The sequence below is a fragment of the Bacillus sp. LNXM65 genome (genome assembly GCF_002998575.1).
Lineage (GTDB): Bacteria > Bacillota > Bacilli > Bacillales > Bacillaceae > Bacillus.
Window position 1 is genome coordinate 287,656 of sequence record NZ_PVRB01000003.1, and the last position, 19,199, is coordinate 306,854.

Sequence of the window (19,199 nt, forward strand, 5' to 3'; positions counted from 1 at the left end):
TAATATCACAAACAAACAGAGCGTCAGGACAAAATCACGTACCGTCAGTCATCTTCATTCAGAATTACGGGCAAATATGATATGTTGTAGACAGAAGAATTTCTTTCAGAAATATGGGTATCACAAGAGAAAAAGGCTTTCATGTGAGGAAGCCGTCTATACATGAGAGTGGCAAGAGGTGAGAAACATGATTTATATCGGATTAACTGGCTGGGGAGACCATGACAGTCTTTATCCGCCGAAAATCGGCAGCGCTCAAAAGCTGTTTCACTATTCGTCAACGTTTCCCATTGTGGAGCTGGATGCCAGCTTTTATGCGGTTCAGCCTGAGCGTAATCATGAAAAGTGGATCAAGGATACGCCAGATACCTTTCAATTTGTCGTGAAAGCATATCAAGGAATGACCGGGCATCAGAGGGGCGAAATTCCGTTTGCTTCGAAGGAAGAGATGTTTGACGCATTTATTCTTTCATTAACTCCGCTCATTCGAGAAGGGAAACTTGCCATGGTTTTGTTTCAATTTCCACCATGGTTTGATTGCAAAAAAGAGCACGTCCACTATTTAAGATGGTGTAAAGAGAAGATGGGTGACATTCCATGTGCCCTCGAATTCCGTAACCGCACATGGTTCTCAGATGAATTTTATGAGCAGACCTTGTCCTTTATGGAAAAAGAAGGATGGATTCATTCTGTTTGTGATGAGCCGCAAGTTGGAGAAGGCTCCATTCCGCCAGTCATACAAGCTACGCACCGTGATAAAACATTGGTCCGTTTTCACGGAAGAAATAAACAAGGCTGGCTTCACCCAGCAGACCATGAGAATTGGCGTGAAGTGCGATACTTATATTTATATAATGAAGCTGAATTAAAAGAGTGGAAAAAGAATCTCGACATTCTGCATCAGCAATCAAAAGATGTCTATGTCGTGTTTAATAATAACTCCGGCGGAGATGCAGCGGCGAATGGCCAGCAGATGATTGATTTGCTGGATATTACGTATTCAAGCCTTTCTCCGAAGCAGTTAGATTTATTTAGTTAATTGAGAGCTGCGGCTTTCAACCTGAATGACGGTTCAGTGACAACTTGAGGGAGAGATCAACATGCTGCAGAAGCTATGGTTATATCATACAAACGACTTGCACAGCCACTTTGAGAACTGGCCAAAAATCGCAGCTTATATTGAGGAAAAGCGTCAAGTTCACGATCAGATGCTCTTGTTTGATATTGGCGACCATATGGACCGAGTGAACCTTGTGTCAGAAGCTGATTATGGAAAGGTAAACGTCAAGCTTCTCAATCAACTTGGCTATGATGGGGTCACGATTGGAAATAATGAAGGCATTACGCTGCCTCATGATCAACTCGATCAATTGTACGAGCATGCACAATTTCCAGTGGTTCTGTCTAATTTATTTGAGAAAGGCAAAAGGCCATCGTGGGCAAAGCCCTATCATATGATCCAAATGGAAAACGGACTGAAAATATGTCTCTTAGGCGTGACCATTGCGTATACACCCGTCTATGAAAAGCTGGGCTGGGACATTACAGATCCGTTTGACAGCATACGGGACATACTGCAGGAAGTGAAGGGACAGGCAGATGTCATTGTACTCTTATCCCATCTTGGTATCATCCATGATCGGGAGGTCGCCCGTGATTTTCCTGACATCGACATCATCCTAGGCTCACACACGCATCATTTGTTAGAGCAGGGTGAAATGGACAATGGGGTGCTGCTTGCATGCGCTGAAAAGTATGGGCATTATATTGGCTGTGTCGAGCTGACAATTGACATAGCGCGCAAAGAGCTGATCGAGAAAAAAGCAACGGTGCAGTCAGTGGATCAGCTGATCAGTGAATCAGATGAAGCCATCACTACCTTACAGCAAGCAGAAAGAAGAGCCAAAGCCCTCATGCAGGAAAAAGTAACAGCGATTGAGTCAAGGTTAGAAACGAAGTGGTTTGATGAATCCCCGCTTCCGCAGCTCTTAACAGATGCCATTAAAGATTGGTGCGGGGCAGATATCGGCATGATGAATGCAGGTATGGTGCTTGATTCATTAGAGGCAGGAATCGTGACAAGAGAAGAAGTCCACCGAATCTGCCCGCATCCCATTAATCCCATTCGGGTGACGCTTACCGGTCAACAGCTCATCGAAACCGTTCGGCGTGCCTGTGAAGAAAAAATGGAACAGCTGCGCATTAAGGGCTTCGGCTTTAGAGGTGAGCTGATGGGGAAAATGCTGTATAGCGGCCTCACCTATACAGTAGAAGAAGGCGAAACCAAACGGGTAAAGGATGTCTTTGTACATGATCAATTGATCAAAAAGGACGCTTCCTATACGCTTGGCACAGTCGATATGTATACATTAGGCTCTCTATTTCCTCATATCCGTGACCATGAACACATTGAATATTTCATGCCGGAATTTTTACGTGATGTGCTTACTTGGCGCCTGAAGGAAACCACATGAAATCCGCTTTAGCCTAACAACACTCGCCCTCTTGTCACATAGATTGTGATGAGAGGAGTGAAGGGATTTGGTGAATTTAACACCTATTAAAATTGATGGACATTCCTTTACAGCCGTCACCGTCAAACTGCCGAAGACGAATTTTATGGCGGTGACAAATGAACATGGGTATATTATGTGCGGTGCACTGGATGTCGGGCTCTTAAATGAAAAGCTTGCAGATAGAGGAATTATCGCAGGGAGAGCAGTTGGTGTGAGGACCATTGAGCAATTGCTTGATGCCCCTTTAGAATCTGTGACATACGCCGCAGAAGCGCTAGGCATTACAGCTGGAACCAATGGAAGAGACGCATTATTAAAAATGGTGAAATAAAAATGGATAGATGATTCCTATCCCCCCGCCTGTCTGCATACACTTGTAGTGGAGAAGGGGGGATTTTTTATTGAGAATGAACCGCCGTTATCGCCCCTATAAAAAGGGCCCTTTGCCATTTCGATACGTCATGCTGCTTGCAATCTTATTCTTTGTACTCTCAACCGTCATTAGTCTATTTTTTATTAACCGTTCAATTAAACCAACCCTTATTCACATTGCTGAACTAGAAACAGAGCGTATCGCCAATCATCTGATTCAATATTCTGTTCAAGACTTTGCAGACGATCAGGAGAATATGAAGGATATGGTGGTCATGAATACAAGTGAGAACGGAAAAGTAACGACCATCGATTTTAATGCGCAGGCAACATCGAAAGCAATGGCTGATCTGTCACGTCATCTTCAAAAAAATTTAGAGGACATTGAAAAGGGGAACTTTCAAAAAGAGGCAAAAGAAGCGTTAAAGGATCAAACAGATGGACATGACGGCATTATATATAACATTCCGCTTGGGCAAGCGTCCGGAAATGCACTCATCGCCAATCTAGGGCCAAAAGTGCCTGTACGCTTTAGTGTCATTGGTGACCCGCATACGGACGTTGAAAAAAATATTAAGCCCTATGGCATCAACAATGCCTTGATTGATATTAGTGTTCTGATCGAGGTCAAGGTGAGAGTCATCATCCCGTTTGCATCTGAAACAATCGTGGTCAAGAACTCAGTTCCCGTCTCCATACAAGCCGTTCAAGGGGACGTACCAGATTATTATAACGGCAGTGGAACAAACTCAGGCGCTCCATCGATTGTTCTCCCAGAGAAAAAGGAGAAGAAAGAATAATGAAAAACAGCCCAAGGAATGATTGGGCTGTTTTTTTATTTGCGTTTCCGCTCAGCTCTTTCCCACGCCCTTAAATGAGGGTATGGATCAAATGACCATTCAGTTCTGCCGTTGTCTTTATACATGCCATAGTGAAGATGCGGCGGAAATTTTCCTGCTGTGCCTGGGGGGCCATAACCGGAGCTTCCGACAGATCCAATGACCTGTCCGGGTTCAACAATTTGACCTGTTTTGAGTCCTTTTGCAAAGCCATTTAAATGAGCGAAGTAATGATAATGATTATGAATATCTCGAATGCCAATCCGCCAGCCGCCAAAGCGGTTCCAGCCTTTCATTTCAATCACGCCATACGATGTCGCACGAACGGGAAGTCCATAATGGGCAAATAAATCCGTGCCCTCGTGAATTCTTCTGCCTCCAAATCCTCTTGCATCTCCCCATGTGCTCCGGTAGCTGTAGTCAGCTCCAACCGGAAGAGGGAAAGCATGCTTTCCGAGGTCAAGATGGCCATAGTGCTGATATAGCTTCATAAAAGATGAAATGATTCCAACGGTTTGATCTCGGCCATAATAGTCCCATAAAGCAATTTTTAATTGATCAATGCTGCTGCCGTAATGAAGCAAGTATTGAGCAAACGTGAATAATACATCCTCATCGTCATCGCTGTTCGCTTTTCCATCCCCGTTTCCATCAAGTCCAATTCCATCAAACACTTTAATGCTTAAAGGAGAGGTATCCTGCTTATTCGGGTTTTCAGGGCCGATCCACATTTCCCGGGGAATGAAGATACCAATGATGCCTTTTTGTTTCGGTAAATCTCTTCTGCTTTTTCGAATATTGTGCTCATACTGATCAACCGCAGCAAGTACATACCATGGAACTTGTGTCGTGATGGCGACTTTTTCGTATAGTGCCATTCGCTGCTTCAGTACATCTGGCTGCTTGCCTTCCCCTTGTGCATGAACAGGTAAAGGAAGCATTGAAAGAGCGATCATGATGGCTAAAACCACTTTCACAAACGTCCATCTCCTTTCATCAAGCATCGTCTTCTACCGTTTAGTGTGGTTAGATCATCCTATTTCATAAGAAGAAAATGTTAGTAATTTTCTTCTGATTTTTTTAGGAGGCTTTTGGGTATTTTTGCAGCTCATTCCCTTGTTGTTCAATCTGTACTATGTTAAAGTGTCTAAAGAAAAGGCTTTAGGCCGAAGATTCAATTTTTTGCAGCTTCTTAGCTGCATCCATCGTATATAGCAGGAAGATTTTTGTAGATGCACCTTTAACGAATTCATATGGAGATGATGGAATTGGCAAAGAAGGAAGAGCACGTAAGAAAACCGGACTGGCTTAAAATTAAGCTGAATACGAATGAAAACTATACCGGTTTGAAAAAAATGATGCGGGAAAACAACCTGAATACCGTTTGTGAGGAAGCAAAATGTCCGAATATCCATGAATGCTGGGCGGTGAGAAGAACCGCTACATTTATGATCCTTGGATCTGTTTGTACGCGCGCATGCCGTTTCTGTGCGGTGAAAACAGGACTTCCAACTGAGCTTGACCTGCAAGAGCCAGAACGCGTGGCAGATTCAGTAGCCTTAATGAACTTAAAGCACGCTGTCATAACAGCGGTTGCAAGGGATGATCAAAAGGATGGCGGAGCAGGTGTGTTTGCTGAAACCGTTCGTGCCATTAGAAGAAAAAGCCCATTCACGACAATTGAAGTTCTCCCTTCAGACATGGGCGGCAATTACGATAATTTGAAGACGTTAATGGACACACGTCCTGATATTTTAAATCACAATATTGAAACAGTTCGCAGATTAACGCCAAGGGTTCGTGCACGTGCTACATATGATCGTTCATTAGAATTCTTGCGCCGCGCAAAAGAAATGCAGCCCGACATTCCAACGAAATCAAGCATTATGATTGGACTAGGTGAAACGAAGGAAGAAATCATTGAAGTCATGGATGATCTTCTTGCGAGCAACGTGGATATTATGGCGATTGGTCAGTATTTACAACCTTCGAAAAAGCATTTGAAAGTTCAAAAATACTACCATCCGGATGAGTTTGCAGAGCTGAAAGAAATTGCGATGTCAAAAGGCTTTAGCCATTGTGAAGCTGGACCGCTTGTGCGCTCTTCCTACCATGCAGATGAACAAGTAAACGAAGCGTCTAAAAAGCGTCAGGCGCAAGCATAACAAAGAAAACGCCAGAGATCTCTGGCGTTTTTTCTCATATTAATTTTGGCCGTAAGGGGCGTTTCTTCTCATGGTACGGTCAGAATTCGTCATACCATTGGCATCTTCTTTCGTAGAAATATCTCCACCTTGAGGGGAATATTTCATTTGTTGAATCGTTTTGGTTAAAATTTGATCAAAATCACGTGAATTGGTTTGAAGACGTGAAAAATTGGCAATGGATTGAAAGTGCTCTGGATTATCAGAGACGTATACATGATAATAACGAGGGAGAACAGAAACCGCCGTTTTCTTTACTTGATCGGCAGATTCATCCCGGTTTTTGTTTCCTGTTCGATATACAATCAGTGCATCCTCATCTGTCACAAGTGTGGCTGCATCTTTGATGTTTGGGAGCTGCACAGTTAAACTTGTAATGACGTGGGCAAGATGCTCGCGATTTAAAGCAGGTGTTCTTTCTTTCTGATCCGTTACTTGCTGGCGCTGATAACGAACATATCCTGCTCTGTTTGTGTCTGCTTCTGGCATGTTGGAATTATTTCCTTCATGACGATCCGATAGACGGATGGTTTTACTTGAAGAATCTTCATCCACTTGCCGGTTCATACCTGATTGAAAGCCGCACCCGCCTAAAAGCATGCTGAGGAGAATCGCGGCTGTCAGTTGTTTCTTCATAAATGTGACCTCCTTTTTTCTTTAGCTTCGGCTAAAACGGAAAAAACATGCTTTAGCAATTGATGGAGTTCTTCCAATGAATTATCATTAAAGATGGATCGTTTAAAAAGAGGTGAGAAGATGATCGTCATTCAGAATGCTACTTTTGATCTTGTAAGAGATATCAAAAGCGGTTTTGATGAAGAAGCGTTTAAAGCAAGGTACTCAGATATTTTAAATAAGTACGATTATATTGTGGGGGACTGGGGCTACAATCAGCTGAGACTGAAGGGGTTCTTTGATGACCAAAACCAAAAGGCCACATTTGATACAAAAATCAGCACACTCGATGAATACATTTATGAATACTGTAATTTTGGCTGTGCCTATTTTGTCTTAAAACGAATCAGAAAATAACGCAAAGGGGAGCGTCATGATGTATTTCGTAGACAGAAAAAAAATTGAAGAGACATTACGTTTTTTCGAGGAGCAATATGAGTTGATGCGCAGTCATCAAACATGGACAAGTCCACTAGAGAAAAAAGCGCTGGAACGAATTGTTCATTTGCTCGTCGAATGTATTCTTGATACGGGAAATGATATGATTGATGGCTTTATTATGCGTGATCCAGGAAGCTATGATGACATCATGGATATTCTTGTTGATGAAAAGGTTGTACCCGAAGAGGAAGGCAGTCAGCTGAAAAAGCTTGTCTCGTGCCGCAAAACACTTGTGCAGCAATACCAGGAAGTGGTTCATCACGACTTGCTGCAGGTGATCAGCGAGGTTGAGCATGCGCTAGAGGTTTTCCCAAGCCGCATCCGTACCTACTTGGAGCAGGAGCTTGGCCCAGTATCAGCGTTTAAATAATCCATTGGAGTTGTGAGCATCATGAAATACAAAGGCTACTTAATTGATTTAGACGGAACAATGTATAAAGGAACAGAAAAGATCGAAGAAGCAGGTCAATTTGTTCAAAAGTTAAATGAGCTAAACATTCCCTACTTGTTTGTCACAAATAACTCGTCACGCACCCCAAAGCAGGTAGCGGAAAAACTTGTTTCATTCGATATCCCAGCAACTGAAGAACAAGTCTTTACAACAAGTATGGCGACAGCCAATTATATTGCCGAGCAAAAGAAAGACGCGTCTGTTTACGTCATCGGTGAAGAAGGAATCAAGCAGGCCATTGAAGAAAAAGGGCTAATGTTCGGTCAGGAAGACGCTGATTTCGTTGTTGTTGGAATTGACCGAGACATTACATATGAAAAATTCGCAGTAGGTGCGATTGCCATCCGTCAAGGCGCACAATTTGTCTCAACAAATGGAGACATCGCCATTCCAACAGAAAGAGGGCTTCTGCCAGGGAACGGCTCATTAACATCTGTGCTGACCGTCACCACTACGGTCCAGCCAACGTTTATCGGGAAGCCAGAATCCATCATCATGGAACAAGCGATGAGGGTGCTCGGGACCGATCTGTCTGAGACGCTTATGGTGGGTGATAACTATGATACGGACATTATGGCAGGGATGAATGCAGGAATGGACACATTACTCGTTCATACAGGCGTGACAACAAAAGAGCTGCTTCAGAAGTATGACAAACAGCCAACCTATGTCATTGATTCATTATCCGAGTGGATTGAGCGATTATCATAAAAAAAAGAGGACAAGCGTTACGCGCGCGTCCTCTTTTTTGCTTTATTCCGCATTTCTCGTACTATGTGCAAGCCTGCTTGATGCTGCAGCAGCAATGGCGCCGACAATGTCATCTAAAAAGGTGTGGCACTCGCCTGTGGATTTATCATTGAGTTTCCCGAGAATCCCTGGTTTTTCTTTATCGATATATCCGTAATTCGTAAAGCCGATCGAACCATAAATATTGACGATAGCAAAGGATAGAATTTCATCAACACCATACAGGCTTTCGTCTGTTTCTAAAATGGACTGAAGCGGCTCGGTTAGCTTTTTTTGCTCGGCTAGTACGTCTAGTTCGACGCCTGTTAATATCGCATTTTGGACTTCTCGTTTTGCGATGACACGCTCCACATTGTGGATGCATTCTGTCATGTCTAAGCCAGGATGATATTTTTCCTGTAAAAAGTAGACAAGGTCTGCTATATCTTGAATGGATACGCCTCGTTCTTGTAAACGGCGTCTTGCTGTTTTTTCTACTTCGTTCATCTCATGATGATGCGGCATATATTCCTCACCCAATCCTCGTAATTTGGTCCACAACGTGTAAAAAGCTTCGGATAGTAAATAGTATTCATAAATCCCTCAACCTGCGACTACGATATGATAAGAGATCGATCATATGAACGCAGGTGAAAACATGAAAGAAACCATTTATCACACATTTGGTATTGATGTGCGTCAATTTATGCCATATGGCAGTTATCAGAGCTTTCAAACGTCGGAGGCTCTCTTTATCATTGTTCCTGTGTCTCATTTGCGAGAAGAAGAACTCACAGAGCTGTATCATATCAGTCAGTATTTACTGAATGCCGGAGACCCATACGTCGCTGTGTTTGAATTAACAAATGAAGAGAAGCCCACCTTTACTCATGGAAAGGAGCTGTATGCTTTATTAAAGGCAGCACCGCCGATCTCAAGCAGATCGTTTCAGCAGGCATCAGAGCTGGCGGCCTTTCATGTCAGGGGAAGAGGATTTCCATATGAGGTATCTGAAACAAAACGTGTGGGAGCCTGGAAGGAATTGTGGGCAAAACGGTTAGATCAGCTTGAAGGCTTTTGGATGCAGCAAATGCACCAAAAACCACTGGAACAGTTTGAAAAAAAATTCATCGAATCCTTTCCGTATTATCTTGGATTAACGGAAAATGCCATTCAATATTTAGTGGATACTGAGCTTGATGATGAACCGAAGGAATGTGACTCAGGCACTGTCTGCCACCAGCGTTTTTCGCGGAGGACTTGGCCGCATGAGCAGCCGCTTCGTTTACCTGTAGATTGGGTCTTTGATCATCCAACCCGGGATATTGCCGAATACTTAAGAGAAACCTTTGTCCAGCATAAGGAAGATTTAATTGAAGAAGGCTTCTCCTTTCTTCAGCAATATGAGCAGGTGACACCTCTTTCTACCTTTTCTAAGCGTTTGTTATACAGCCGCTTGTTGTTCCCGCTTCATTATTTTGAAATTGTGGAAGGCTACTACATGTCAGGAGAAAATGAAAAATCATATTATGAAGAGCGGTTAGATTACGTCCTAAATGATGCCAATCGCTATGAATACTTTCTGAAGGTCTTTCAAGAAATGAGTGCCATGCGAAGCGGCGAGAGCCCGATACCGGCAGTTGGCTGGATCACAGGTCCACGGATTTGAAGTTTCAGTGAACAGATGAAACGTCTCTTTTCTCTTGAGGCGTTTTTCGTTATGCTTAAAGAAATCAATCAAAGGAGTGTTCTTCTTGACGAAACCATATGTCTATATCACAAGAAAGCTGGATGAAGCATCACTTACACCATTAAAAGAAGTCGCTCATATTGAGATGTGGCCGAGCGAGGATGAGCCATGTCCAAGAGAAGAATTAGAAAAACAAGCAGCTCAAGCGGATGCGCTTCTCACCATGCTGTCAGATCAAGTAGATGAAGCCCTTTTATCAAAAACTCCAAATGTTAAAGTGATCGCAAACCTTGCTGTTGGCTATGACAATATTGATCTTGAGGCCGCTGAAAAGCGCAATATCACTATTTGTCATACACCGGATGTATTAACAGAATCCACGGCTGATTTAGCCTTTGCCCTTCTGATGGCGTCAGCTAGACGGATTGTCGAGGCGAGTGATTGGATTAAGGAAGGAAATTGGACAGGCTGGGGGCCTCTTCTTCTTGCCGGCGCTGATATTCATCACAAAACCCTTGGAATTGTTGGCATGGGAAGTATCGGAACAGCGCTTGCCAAGCGGGCAGCAGGCTTTGACATGAAGGTGCTGTACCATAACCGGTCAAGAAAGCCAGAGGCAGAAGCGCAGCTCGGCGTGACTTATGCGCCATTTGAGGAACTGCTCACGCAGTCTGATTTCATCGTCTGCCTGACGCCGTTAACCCCGGAGACGAAAGACATGTTTAATGAAAAGGCATTTGATCAGATGAAAAACTCTGCTTATTTTATTAACGTATCAAGAGGACAGACTGTAGATGAGGATGCTTTATATGAGGCGGTCACGACAGGAAAAATTGCCGGAGCCGGTCTGGATGTATTTAGACAGGAGCCTGTCAGCCCGTCTCATCCGTTAACAACATTACCTAACGTCACGGTTCTCCCTCATATTGGAAGTGCAAGTGTCGAAACGAGAAAAACGATGATGCGTTTGTGTGCTGAAAATATTGCGCTTGTCTTACAAGGTCAGCAAGCCAAAACGCCGGTTCGTTCATCATATAAGGCTCCCTGAGTTTCGGGAGCTTTTCTGACAAAAATATTTCGAAAATATAGAATCTTGATATAAATAGCTGTTAAGCGGTTTCATTCTGACAATCTCTTATTTTATTACCTTGTCAAAATGAGGATACCCCTTTATAATGTGTGTACATTGAATGTCTGTGTTAGGTTAACAAATGTCTTTTTAGAGAGGACATTGACGGAGAAAGGTGGAATTTCAGGTGAAGGCAATTCGAGTTGGACTATTAGGATTAGGAACAGTGGGAAGCGGTGTCGTCAAGATTATCCAAGATCACCAGGATAAATTAATGCACCAGATCGGCTGTCCGGTATTAATACAAAAAGTGCTTGTGAGCAATCCCGATAAAAAGAGAGATGTGGATGTGGCAAGAGAGGTCTTCACAACTGAAGTATACGATGTGATTAGAGATCCAGAGGTCGACGTCATTATTGAAGTGATGGGCGGCATTGAAGAGACAAAACAATATTTAATAGATGCGTTAAATGAGAAGAAGCATGTCATTACAGCCAATAAAGATTTAATGGCGCTTTACGGAACAGAGCTTTTACATGTTGCGAAAGAAAATGGCTGTGATCTTTATTATGAAGCAAGTGTCGCCGGAGGAATTCCGATTCTGCGTACGCTGGAGGAAGGATTGGCCTCTGACCGAATTACGAAGATGATGGGGATTGTGAACGGTACAACGAATTTTATTTTAACGAAAATGAACGTCGATAAAAGCGCATATGAAGATGTCTTAAAAGAAGCGCAGGATCTTGGCTTTGCAGAAGCAGACCCGACAGCTGATGTAGAAGGACTTGATGCAGCAAGGAAAATGGCGATTCTTGCAAGACTCGGTTTTTCCATGAATGTGGAATTAGAGGATGTGAAGGTCAGAGGCATCTCTGACGTTTCTGATGAAGACATTAATTTCAGTAAACGATTTGGCTACACAATGAAGCTGATCGGAATTGCCCAGCGGGACGGAGAGAAAGTGGAAGTCAGTGTCCAGCCAACCTTACTCCCTGATCACCATCCGCTATCATCGGTCAACAATGAATTCAATGCGGTGTATGTCTATGGAAGTGCTGTAGGAGAAACGATGTTTTACGGCCCTGGAGCAGGAAGTCTCCCAACGGCAACAGCTGTTGTATCAGACTTAGTCGCAGTGATGAAAAACATGCGCCTTGGCGTGAACGGAAGCGGATTTATCGCACCGCAGTTTGAGAAAAAGATCAAATCTCCATCGGAAGTATTTGCTCAGCAATTCTTAAGAATTCATGTTAGAGATCAAGTCGGGGCATTTTCCCGCATTACATCTATTTTTTCTGAAAGAGGCATCAGCTTTGAAAAGATCCTTCAGCTTCCTGTGAAAGGGCATGATGAGCTGGCTGAAATTGTGATTATTACACACCGGACCTCAGAAGAAGATTTCTCAAATATTCTGCAAAAATTAAACGATCTCGACGTGGTGCTTCAAGTGAAGAGCACGTACCGAGTAGAAGGGAACGGTTTAAGCTGATGAAGTGGAATGGACTTATTGAGGAATTCCAAGAATTCTTACCAGTAAACGAATCAACACCAAAACTAACATTAAATGAAGGGAATACACCGCTGATCCACCTTGCCAAACTTTCGGAAAAGCTGGGGATTGAGCTTCATGTGAAAACAGAAGGCGTCAATCCAACTGGCTCTTTCAAGGATCGTGGAATGGTCATGGCTGTTGCAAAGGCAAAAGAAGAAGGCAATGATACGATCATGTGTGCTTCGACAGGGAATACCTCTGCAGCGGCAGCGGCTTATGCAGCCCGTGCTGATATGAAATGTATCGTCATCATTCCAGACGGGAAAATTGCCTTCGGGAAGCTTGCACAGGCTGTGATGTACGGAGCAGAGATCATTGCGATTGACGGCAACTTTGATGATGCGCTGAAAATCGTCCGCAGCATCTGTGAAAAAGCGCCGATTGCTCTTGTTAACTCTGTCAATCCGTACCGAATTGAAGGACAAAAAACTGCGGCATTTGAAATCTGTGAGCAGCTAGGCTCGGCCCCGGACGTACTGGCGATTCCTGTTGGAAATGCAGGGAACATCACCGCCTACTGGAAAGGCTTCAAGGAATACCATGAGAAAAAAGGAACTGGACTGCCAGTCATGCGCGGCTTTGAAGCAGAAGGTGCAGCAGCAATCGTACGAAATGAAGTGATTGAACAGCCAGAAACAGTGGCAACTGCCATCCGTATCGGAAATCCAGCGAGCTGGAAGCAAGCTGTGGCAGCCGCAGATGAATCAAACGGAAAGATTGATGAAGTGACTGACGAGGAAATTCTTCATGCATATCAATTGATTGCACGTGAAGAAGGCGTGTTTGCAGAACCGGGCTCTTGTGCGTCTATCGCAGGTGTGCTAAAGCAGGTGAAATCCGGAGAAATCAAGCCAGGCAGTAAAGTTGTTGCGGTATTAACAGGCAACGGATTGAAAGATCCGAATACGGCAATTGATATTTCACAAATCAAGCCGGTCACACTCGATGCAGATGAAGATCAAATTCTTGAACACTTAGAAAAGGCCGCGCGCGTATGAGTAAAGCCTCCATGCTTTTTACAATCACAGTACCGGGAAGCACTGCCAATTTAGGACCAGGCTTTGATTCAGTTGGAATGGCGCTCAGCCGCTATTTAAAGCTATCGGTCTATGACCATGATAGCTGGCTGTTTGAAGCAGAAACAGATGTCGTGTCCGGGATTCCATCAGGCACCGACAACCTAATTTATCAAACAGCCAAAAAGGTCGCAGATCACTTTGGAAAAACACTCCCGCCTGTTTATGTCAAAGTGTGGAGTGATATTCCATTGGCACGGGGGCTGGGAAGCAGTGCTGCTGCAATTGTGGCAGCCATTGAGCTGGCCAATCAGCTTCTCGAATTAAATATGACAGATGATCAAAAGCTCTTTTTTGCAAGTGAGGTAGAAGGTCATCCAGATAATGCGGGTGCTTCTTTATTCGGCGGTTTACTGATTGGTCTTCATGAAGAAGACCAGACACATGCCGTCAAAGTGCAGCATGTGGATATAGATGTTGTCGTCGTGATTCCTTTTTATGAAGTGCTGACAAAGGATGCCCGTGATGTCCTGCCAGAGGATCTTTCCTATAAACATGCTGTCAGTGCGAGTGCTGTGAGCAACGTGCTTGTAGCGGCATTAATGACGCAAAACTGGCCGCTTGTTGGAGAAATGATGAATAAGGATTTATTTCATCAGCCTTACCGCACAATGCTCGTCCCAGAGCTGTCGAAGGTAGAGCATGTCGCTTCGCTAAAAGGAGCGTATGGAACGGCATTAAGCGGTGCTGGACCGACGATCTTAACCTTAGTTGAAAAAGGGAAGGGAGAAGCGCTGAAAAAGCAGCTTGCCCAAAACTTCCCGCATTGCGAAGTAGATTTGCTGACGGTACCGGTAGAAGGTGTTGTCGTGGAGCATGATCCTGTCAATCAAGTAAAGAACGTGCTGTAAAAATGCACGTTCTTTTTTTTATCCTTGTTTTTATAGGAAGAAGCAGGGATTATTATTTAGAGGATCGAACTATTTTTTATGCATAAAAGGAGGAGATACATTCATGAAGAAATTGATGACGGCAGAAGATTTAACGAAGATTGTTTCTGTTTCTCATCCGGTTTATTCACCAGATGGAAAAAAAGCGGTTTTTACAAAAGTCACAGTGAATGAGAAAAAAGATGATTACAACATCCATTTATGGGTTCGAGATGAAGAGACAGAGGAGCTGTCACAATGGACATTTGAGGATGGAAAGCATCATCAGCCAGTGTGGTCAAAAGACAGCAGGCAGCTTGCTTTTATTTTGCAAAAGCCAAAGGAAGTCCCTCAACTAGCTCTTATCCAGAGCGAGGGAGGCGGCGTTCGCACCTTAACGGCGATTCCTTACGGGGTATCTCATCCTGTCTTTTCACCAGATGGAGCTTTCATTTATGCATCAGTGTCACTGAAACAATCAGAATCTGTTCATGATGAAAAAAAGGAAGAGCGAGATGATTTCGCTCCTGCGGTATATGATGATTTAACCTATAAAGCAGATGGCAGAGGTTTTTTAGATGGACGTTTTACGCAAATCATTCAAGTGGATACCCATTCAGGAGAGATAGAGGCTGTCACGAGCGGGCAGCATCATCATGTGAATCACACGGTCTCTCCGTGCGGGAAATGGCTTGCCTATATTCAATCAAATCCTCAGAAACCTTACATAAGTGACGCGTGCCTCCGATCATTAGAGGATGGTACGACAAAGAAAATCACACAATCATCAGGCGCTTATTCTACCGTGTCTTTTGCTCCTAATGGAGAGAGCCTCGTGTATATCGGACATGAGCGTGAATTTCAAAATGCTACTTTTCCAGCATTATGGCTGTATGATCTGAAGGAGGGAAATGCCGTTCAGCTGTCAGAAATGCTCGATATGTATGTGGGCAACTGTATGGCAGGGGATAGCGTTATGGGCGAAGCCAATCAGCTTCCGCAGTGGACAAAGGATAGCCAGGGGTTTTATGCGCTTGTTTCTGATCAAGGCAGTACGGGGATTTATTATTTCTCCGTTGAAGGCTTAGCCTATCCTGTTCGATTAGAGGAAGAACATATCACAAACTTTAGCCTTCATCCGGATGAATCCAAATTGTTGCTCAGCCGGCTGTCACCCATTTCTCCAAGTGAGCTGTATGAGCTGACATTAGGGGAGACGGATCTAAAGCAAATCACATTCGAGCATGATGAATTACTCAAGGAGCATGTCCTATCGGTACCAGAGCCATTTTCGTTTCAGTCAAAAGAAGGCGATGAGGTGCATGGCTGGGTTATGAAACCTTCCCAAATGGAAGAAGGAAAGACTTATCCGCTCATTTTAGAGATTCATGGTGGACCGCATGCGATGTATGGTTATACGTATTTTCATGAATTTCAAATGCTCGCTGCTGAAGGCTATGCCATCGTATATATCAATCCTCATGGCAGTCATGGATACGGGCAAATGTTTACCGACCGTGTGAGAGGGAGTTATGGTGACGTTGATTATGAGGATGTCATGCAGGCTGTTGATCATGTGCTCAAAGCCTATGATTTCCTTGATGAAACAAGACTTGGAGTGACAGGCGGCAGTTATGGCGGTTTTATGACCAACTGGATTGTTGGACAGACCGACCGTTTTCGCGCAGCCGTCACACAGCGGTCCATTTCAAACTGGATTAGCTTTTATGGCATTAGTGACATCGGTTATTACTTCACAAGATGGCAGATTGATGGGGATATTTATGATTCGGCCGATAAGCTGTGGGATCGTTCGCCGCTAAAGTATGTGAAGCAGGTGAAGACGCCGCTTCTCATCTTGCACAGCGATGAAGACTATCGCTGCCCAGTTGATCAAGCAGAACAGCTTTTTGTAGCACTGAAGGAGCTTGGGAAAGACACAAGGCTCGTCAAATTCCCGAAGGCATCTCATGATTTATCCAGAAGCGGCCATCCGGGGCAGCGTATTCAAAGACTGACCTTTATGAAGGACTGGTTTAGAGAGAAGTTAAGCTAATAAAAAACGATCCAATTCGGGTCGCTTCAGCGTGATGACAAACCCTCGCATTCCGTGTCAGTCCTGCGTGCTGGTGCTTATGAATATCAAATTCGCTCCGCGCCAGTACTCGTCCTTCCTAGAATTCAAGGGTTTTCATATCACGCTGACAAAGGGCTAATAATGAAAAAAACGACCCCGAATTCGGGTCGTTTTCATGTCATATATGAATTAGAAAACCTGTTCAACTTCTACAACGCCAGGCACTTCTTCTAATAATGCGCGCTCAATACCGGCTTTCAATGTAATGGTTGAACTTGGGCAGCTGCCGCATGCACCAAGAAGACGTAATTTCACAATGCCATCTTCAATGTCTACAAGCTCACAGTCTCCACCATCACGTAATAGAAATGGACGAAGTTTGTCCAGTACTTCCTGTACTTGGTCTTTCATTTCGACTTCAGTCATTAGATATAATCGCTCCTTTCACAACATATCACCATTATATTCATCTGGACGATAAAAATCTATTGATTGGTTTCAAAGTTTCCTTCTCATTATAGCACAATCTCATCTTGAAACAAAAAGTGATTTTGACTTTTTTCATACAGAAAATTCAGCTAAAATAAAGAAAGAATAGGGGGCTTGCCAAATGAATCAAACCGTTGATCTTTATGTATATGGAAGAGATGTACTGTGCGCTAGCTGCGTGAATCTGCCTTCTTCAAAAGACACATTTGAGTGGTTAGATGCAGCGTTAAAACGAAAATATCCGAATCAGCCGTTTCGTATCACATATATTGATATTGAGCACCCGCCAGAAAACGAACACCAAAAAGAATTGTCTGAACGAATTCTTGATGATGAATTCTTTTATCCGCTTGTCTTAGTGGAGGATCAAATTGTTGGAGAGGGCAATCCAAAATTAAAAGACATTTATCAAGAAATGGAGAAATACGGTTACACGGAGAGCAGTGAATAAACTGTTCTTTTTTTTGAGAAAACAAACAGAACAAACGTTCCTTTTGGGTTGAAAAAGAACGTTTGTTCGATTATAATCAAATGAAAGGAGCGTGAGCATCATGAATTATTTACTGAAACAATCTCTTCATCAGCAAATACCAATTGAGATGATTTATATGAAGAAAAACGGAGAGTGCACGAAGCGTAAAATCATTGTCCACCGTCAAACAGACCAGCTCATCCAAGCGTATTGTTTATCGAAGAAAACGATGAGAACTTTTCGTAAAGACTGCATCCTTGCCCTTGCTCCGATCAAATTGACCCGTTCATCGGCACATGCCGTTTCATAGAAAAAAAGCTCCCTCGTCATGAAGGAGCTTTGAGAAAAAATTCACATGATGTTAGCCATTGTGATGCTTGTACATCCAAAGGAGTCCGGATTTTAGAAGTCTTGGTACACGGCCAATAAGTGGACGATCTGCTACTAAGCCAAAGCCGGCTTTTTTCCCTAAAGATCCTAAGACACCTTTTAGCTTAAACTGAGGATAAGCCTCAGGAAGCGGCTCGTTTTTCCAACGTTTTTGCAGAGATTGGACAATTTGTTCTGCCTGCGCCTCGGCAAGCTGTGCACTTGGGGCATGCGGCAAGCTTGCGCAATCACCCACGACATAGACATGCTCATTTTCAGGGAGATTGTGATGAGGTGTTAATACGACGCGGCCTTGTGCGTCTTTTTCAACATCCATCTCCCGTACCACTTTGCTTGGCTGAATGCCTGCTGTCCATACGATGACCTCTGCTTCAATGGCGTCATCATGGTTGTAAACAACACCTTCTTCAACCTTCGTAATATTGGCACAGTTAATGATCTTTACGTCATTTTCTTCAAACCACTTTTGCACATATAAACTTAATCTTTTTGGGAAGCTTGATAGAATCAGCTCTCCGCGGTCAAAAAGAATAATGTTTAAATCAGCACGGCTTTCTCTTAATTCACTGGCTAGCTCTACCCCGCTAAGTCCAGCACCGACGATACCAACCGTTGCACCTGCACCCAAATTGTTTAATTTGTTATACGTATGTCTTGACTGATCAATGGTTTGAATACTGTATGTATGTTCTTTCGCACCAGGGACATTATGATACTTGTCCTCACAGCCGAGTCCAATCACCGTGTCGTCATAAGGAATGGGTTCACGGTCGCTGAATAAGATCTGTTTGTTTTCAATATCAATTTTTTCTACTTCCCCATATTGAATATCCAGCTTCGGATGCTCTGGAAAAGATACTCGGATGTGATGATCAGAGATTGTTCCAGCAGCGAGTGCATAATATTCTGTTTTTAAACAGTGGTAAGGATTTCGATCAATTAATGTGATAGTAACATCATCAGGTAATTGATTTGGCAATAAGCGGTGGAGAACCCGCATATTCCCGTAACCTCCGCCGATCAAGACTAAATTTTTCATGACGATTCTCCTTTTCCCCGTAGACATTGAAAAACACTTATACTAAAAAACTTTAAGTTAAAATACCAAATAAAATTATATCGAATTTACTGTGAAACCACAATAATTGTTTCAAAATAACCTACATATTCATTAGTTAGTCCTAAATAGTAAAACATTTTACGAGGAATAGGCGTAACGATACAGATGAAGCTCATGTTTTGACTAATAGAAGGAATTTCGGTAGGATGGTAAAGCAATGTGAGGTGA

At 43.3% G+C, this 19,199-nt stretch carries 20 protein-coding genes and 1 pseudogene; 16 read left to right on the forward strand and 5 right to left on the reverse strand.

Translation table 11 applies throughout. The features are described from left to right. Nucleotides 1-187: 187 nt before the first annotated feature. The 4 genes from C6Y03_RS07500 to yunB all read left to right on the forward strand — a co-directional run bounded on the left by C6Y03_RS07500 (nt 188) and on the right by yunB (nt 3,688). Nucleotides 188-1,039, forward strand: coding sequence for a DUF72 domain-containing protein (locus C6Y03_RS07500; RefSeq protein ID WP_034659883.1), 852 nt, complete (start codon nt 188-190; stop codon nt 1,037-1,039). Nucleotides 1,040-1,100: 61 nt separating this feature from the next. Then, nucleotides 1,101-2,474: a bifunctional metallophosphatase/5'-nucleotidase gene (locus C6Y03_RS07505; RefSeq protein WP_106039109.1), complete on the forward strand. Its 1,374-nt coding sequence runs from the start codon at nt 1,101-1,103 to the stop codon at nt 2,472-2,474. Between the two features lie 67 nt (nt 2,475-2,541). After that, entirely contained in the window at nt 2,542-2,847 is a 306-nt protein-coding gene (locus tag C6Y03_RS07510) for a YunC family protein (RefSeq protein WP_034659881.1), read from the forward strand. A gap of 76 nt (nt 2,848-2,923) precedes the next feature. Further along, a complete protein-coding gene (gene yunB / locus C6Y03_RS07515; RefSeq protein ID WP_034282711.1) occupies nt 2,924-3,688 on the forward strand; it encodes a sporulation protein YunB in 765 nt (254 codons plus the stop codon). Between the two features lie 35 nt (nt 3,689-3,723). Here the strand turns inward: yunB and C6Y03_RS07520 are convergent, their stop codons facing one another. Beyond that, entirely contained in the window at nt 3,724-4,668 is a 945-nt protein-coding gene (locus tag C6Y03_RS07520; protein WP_223260745.1) for a M23 family metallopeptidase, read from the reverse strand. 327 nt (nt 4,669-4,995) lie between these two features. Between C6Y03_RS07520 and lipA the strand changes: the two genes are divergently transcribed. Further along, on the forward strand, nt 4,996-5,892 hold the full coding sequence (gene lipA, locus C6Y03_RS07525) for a lipoyl synthase (RefSeq protein WP_034660686.1): 897 nt from the start codon (nt 4,996-4,998) through the stop codon (nt 5,890-5,892). A 39-nt stretch (nt 5,893-5,931) separates the two neighbouring features. On the opposite strand, the gene C6Y03_RS07530 is transcribed toward lipA, so the two are convergent. Beyond that, nucleotides 5,932-6,567 (reverse strand): YhcN/YlaJ family sporulation lipoprotein, encoded by a 636-nt coding sequence (locus C6Y03_RS07530; RefSeq protein ID WP_034659879.1) that lies wholly within the window; start codon nt 6,565-6,567, stop codon nt 5,932-5,934. A 120-nt stretch (nt 6,568-6,687) separates the two neighbouring features. On the opposite strand from C6Y03_RS07530, the gene C6Y03_RS07535 reads away from it, so the two are divergent. From C6Y03_RS07535 to C6Y03_RS07545, 3 genes are read left to right on the forward strand one after another with little or no spacing between them, the layout of a single operon-like run. Next, nucleotides 6,688-6,963, forward strand: coding sequence for a YutD family protein (locus C6Y03_RS07535; protein ID WP_106039110.1), 276 nt, complete (start codon nt 6,688-6,690; stop codon nt 6,961-6,963). A 19-nt stretch (nt 6,964-6,982) separates the two neighbouring features. Next, on the forward strand, nt 6,983-7,417 hold the full coding sequence (locus tag C6Y03_RS07540; RefSeq protein WP_034659878.1) for a DUF86 domain-containing protein: 435 nt from the start codon (nt 6,983-6,985) through the stop codon (nt 7,415-7,417). A gap of 18 nt (nt 7,418-7,435) precedes the next feature. Next, nucleotides 7,436-8,209 (forward strand): TIGR01457 family HAD-type hydrolase, encoded by a 774-nt coding sequence (locus tag C6Y03_RS07545; protein WP_106039163.1) that lies wholly within the window; start codon nt 7,436-7,438, stop codon nt 8,207-8,209. A gap of 42 nt (nt 8,210-8,251) precedes the next feature. Here the strand turns inward: C6Y03_RS07545 and C6Y03_RS07550 are convergent, their stop codons facing one another. After that, on the reverse strand, nt 8,252-8,752 hold the full coding sequence (locus C6Y03_RS07550; protein WP_060597240.1) for a phosphatidylglycerophosphatase A family protein: 501 nt from the start codon (nt 8,750-8,752) through the stop codon (nt 8,252-8,254). A 115-nt stretch (nt 8,753-8,867) separates the two neighbouring features. Between C6Y03_RS07550 and yutH the strand changes: the two genes are divergently transcribed. The 6 genes from yutH to C6Y03_RS07585 all read left to right on the forward strand — a co-directional run bounded on the left by yutH (nt 8,868) and on the right by C6Y03_RS07585 (nt 16,539). Continuing rightward, the gene (gene yutH, locus C6Y03_RS07555) at nt 8,868-9,896 is read left to right on the forward strand and encodes a spore coat putative kinase YutH (protein ID WP_106039111.1); all 1,029 of its coding nucleotides are present in this window, start codon (nt 8,868-8,870) and stop codon (nt 9,894-9,896) included. An 85-nt stretch (nt 9,897-9,981) separates the two neighbouring features. After that, entirely contained in the window at nt 9,982-10,965 is a 984-nt protein-coding gene (locus C6Y03_RS07560; protein WP_106039112.1) for a 2-hydroxyacid dehydrogenase, read from the forward strand. Nucleotides 10,966-11,173: 208 nt separating this feature from the next. Continuing rightward, on the forward strand, nt 11,174-12,475 hold the full coding sequence (locus tag C6Y03_RS07570; RefSeq protein WP_060597237.1) for a homoserine dehydrogenase: 1,302 nt from the start codon (nt 11,174-11,176) through the stop codon (nt 12,473-12,475). Continuing rightward, entirely contained in the window at nt 12,475-13,536 is a 1,062-nt protein-coding gene (gene thrC / locus C6Y03_RS07575) for a threonine synthase (protein ID WP_024423361.1), read from the forward strand. Before C6Y03_RS07570 ends, thrC begins: the two co-directional genes overlap by 1 nt. Further along, nucleotides 13,533-14,465, forward strand: coding sequence for a homoserine kinase (thrB, locus tag C6Y03_RS07580; protein WP_106039114.1), 933 nt, complete (start codon nt 13,533-13,535; stop codon nt 14,463-14,465). Before thrC ends, thrB begins: the two co-directional genes overlap by 4 nt. Nucleotides 14,466-14,568: 103 nt before the next feature. Next, the gene (locus tag C6Y03_RS07585) at nt 14,569-16,539 is read left to right on the forward strand and encodes a S9 family peptidase (protein WP_106039115.1); all 1,971 of its coding nucleotides are present in this window, start codon (nt 14,569-14,571) and stop codon (nt 16,537-16,539) included. A 210-nt stretch (nt 16,540-16,749) separates the two neighbouring features. On the opposite strand, the pseudogene C6Y03_RS07595 reads toward C6Y03_RS07585, so the two are convergent. Continuing rightward, nucleotides 16,750-17,049 (reverse strand): annotated as a pseudogene (locus tag C6Y03_RS07595) (NifU family protein). A 121-nt stretch (nt 17,050-17,170) separates the two neighbouring features. On the opposite strand from C6Y03_RS07595, the gene C6Y03_RS07600 reads away from it, so the two are divergent. Further along, nucleotides 17,171-17,500 carry a YuzD family protein gene (locus tag C6Y03_RS07600; RefSeq protein ID WP_003212989.1) on the forward strand — a complete coding sequence of 110 codons (330 nt, stop codon included), beginning with the start codon at nt 17,171-17,173 and terminating at the stop codon, nt 17,498-17,500. 100 nt (nt 17,501-17,600) lie between these two features. Beyond that, nucleotides 17,601-17,831 carry a hypothetical protein gene (locus C6Y03_RS07605; RefSeq protein WP_058013767.1) on the forward strand — a complete coding sequence of 77 codons (231 nt, stop codon included), beginning with the start codon at nt 17,601-17,603 and terminating at the stop codon, nt 17,829-17,831. A gap of 51 nt (nt 17,832-17,882) precedes the next feature. On the opposite strand, the gene C6Y03_RS07610 is transcribed toward C6Y03_RS07605, so the two are convergent. After that, nucleotides 17,883-18,950: an NAD(P)/FAD-dependent oxidoreductase gene (locus tag C6Y03_RS07610; RefSeq protein ID WP_106039117.1), complete on the reverse strand. Its 1,068-nt coding sequence runs from the start codon at nt 18,948-18,950 to the stop codon at nt 17,883-17,885. Nucleotides 18,951-19,199: the final 249 nt, after the last annotated feature.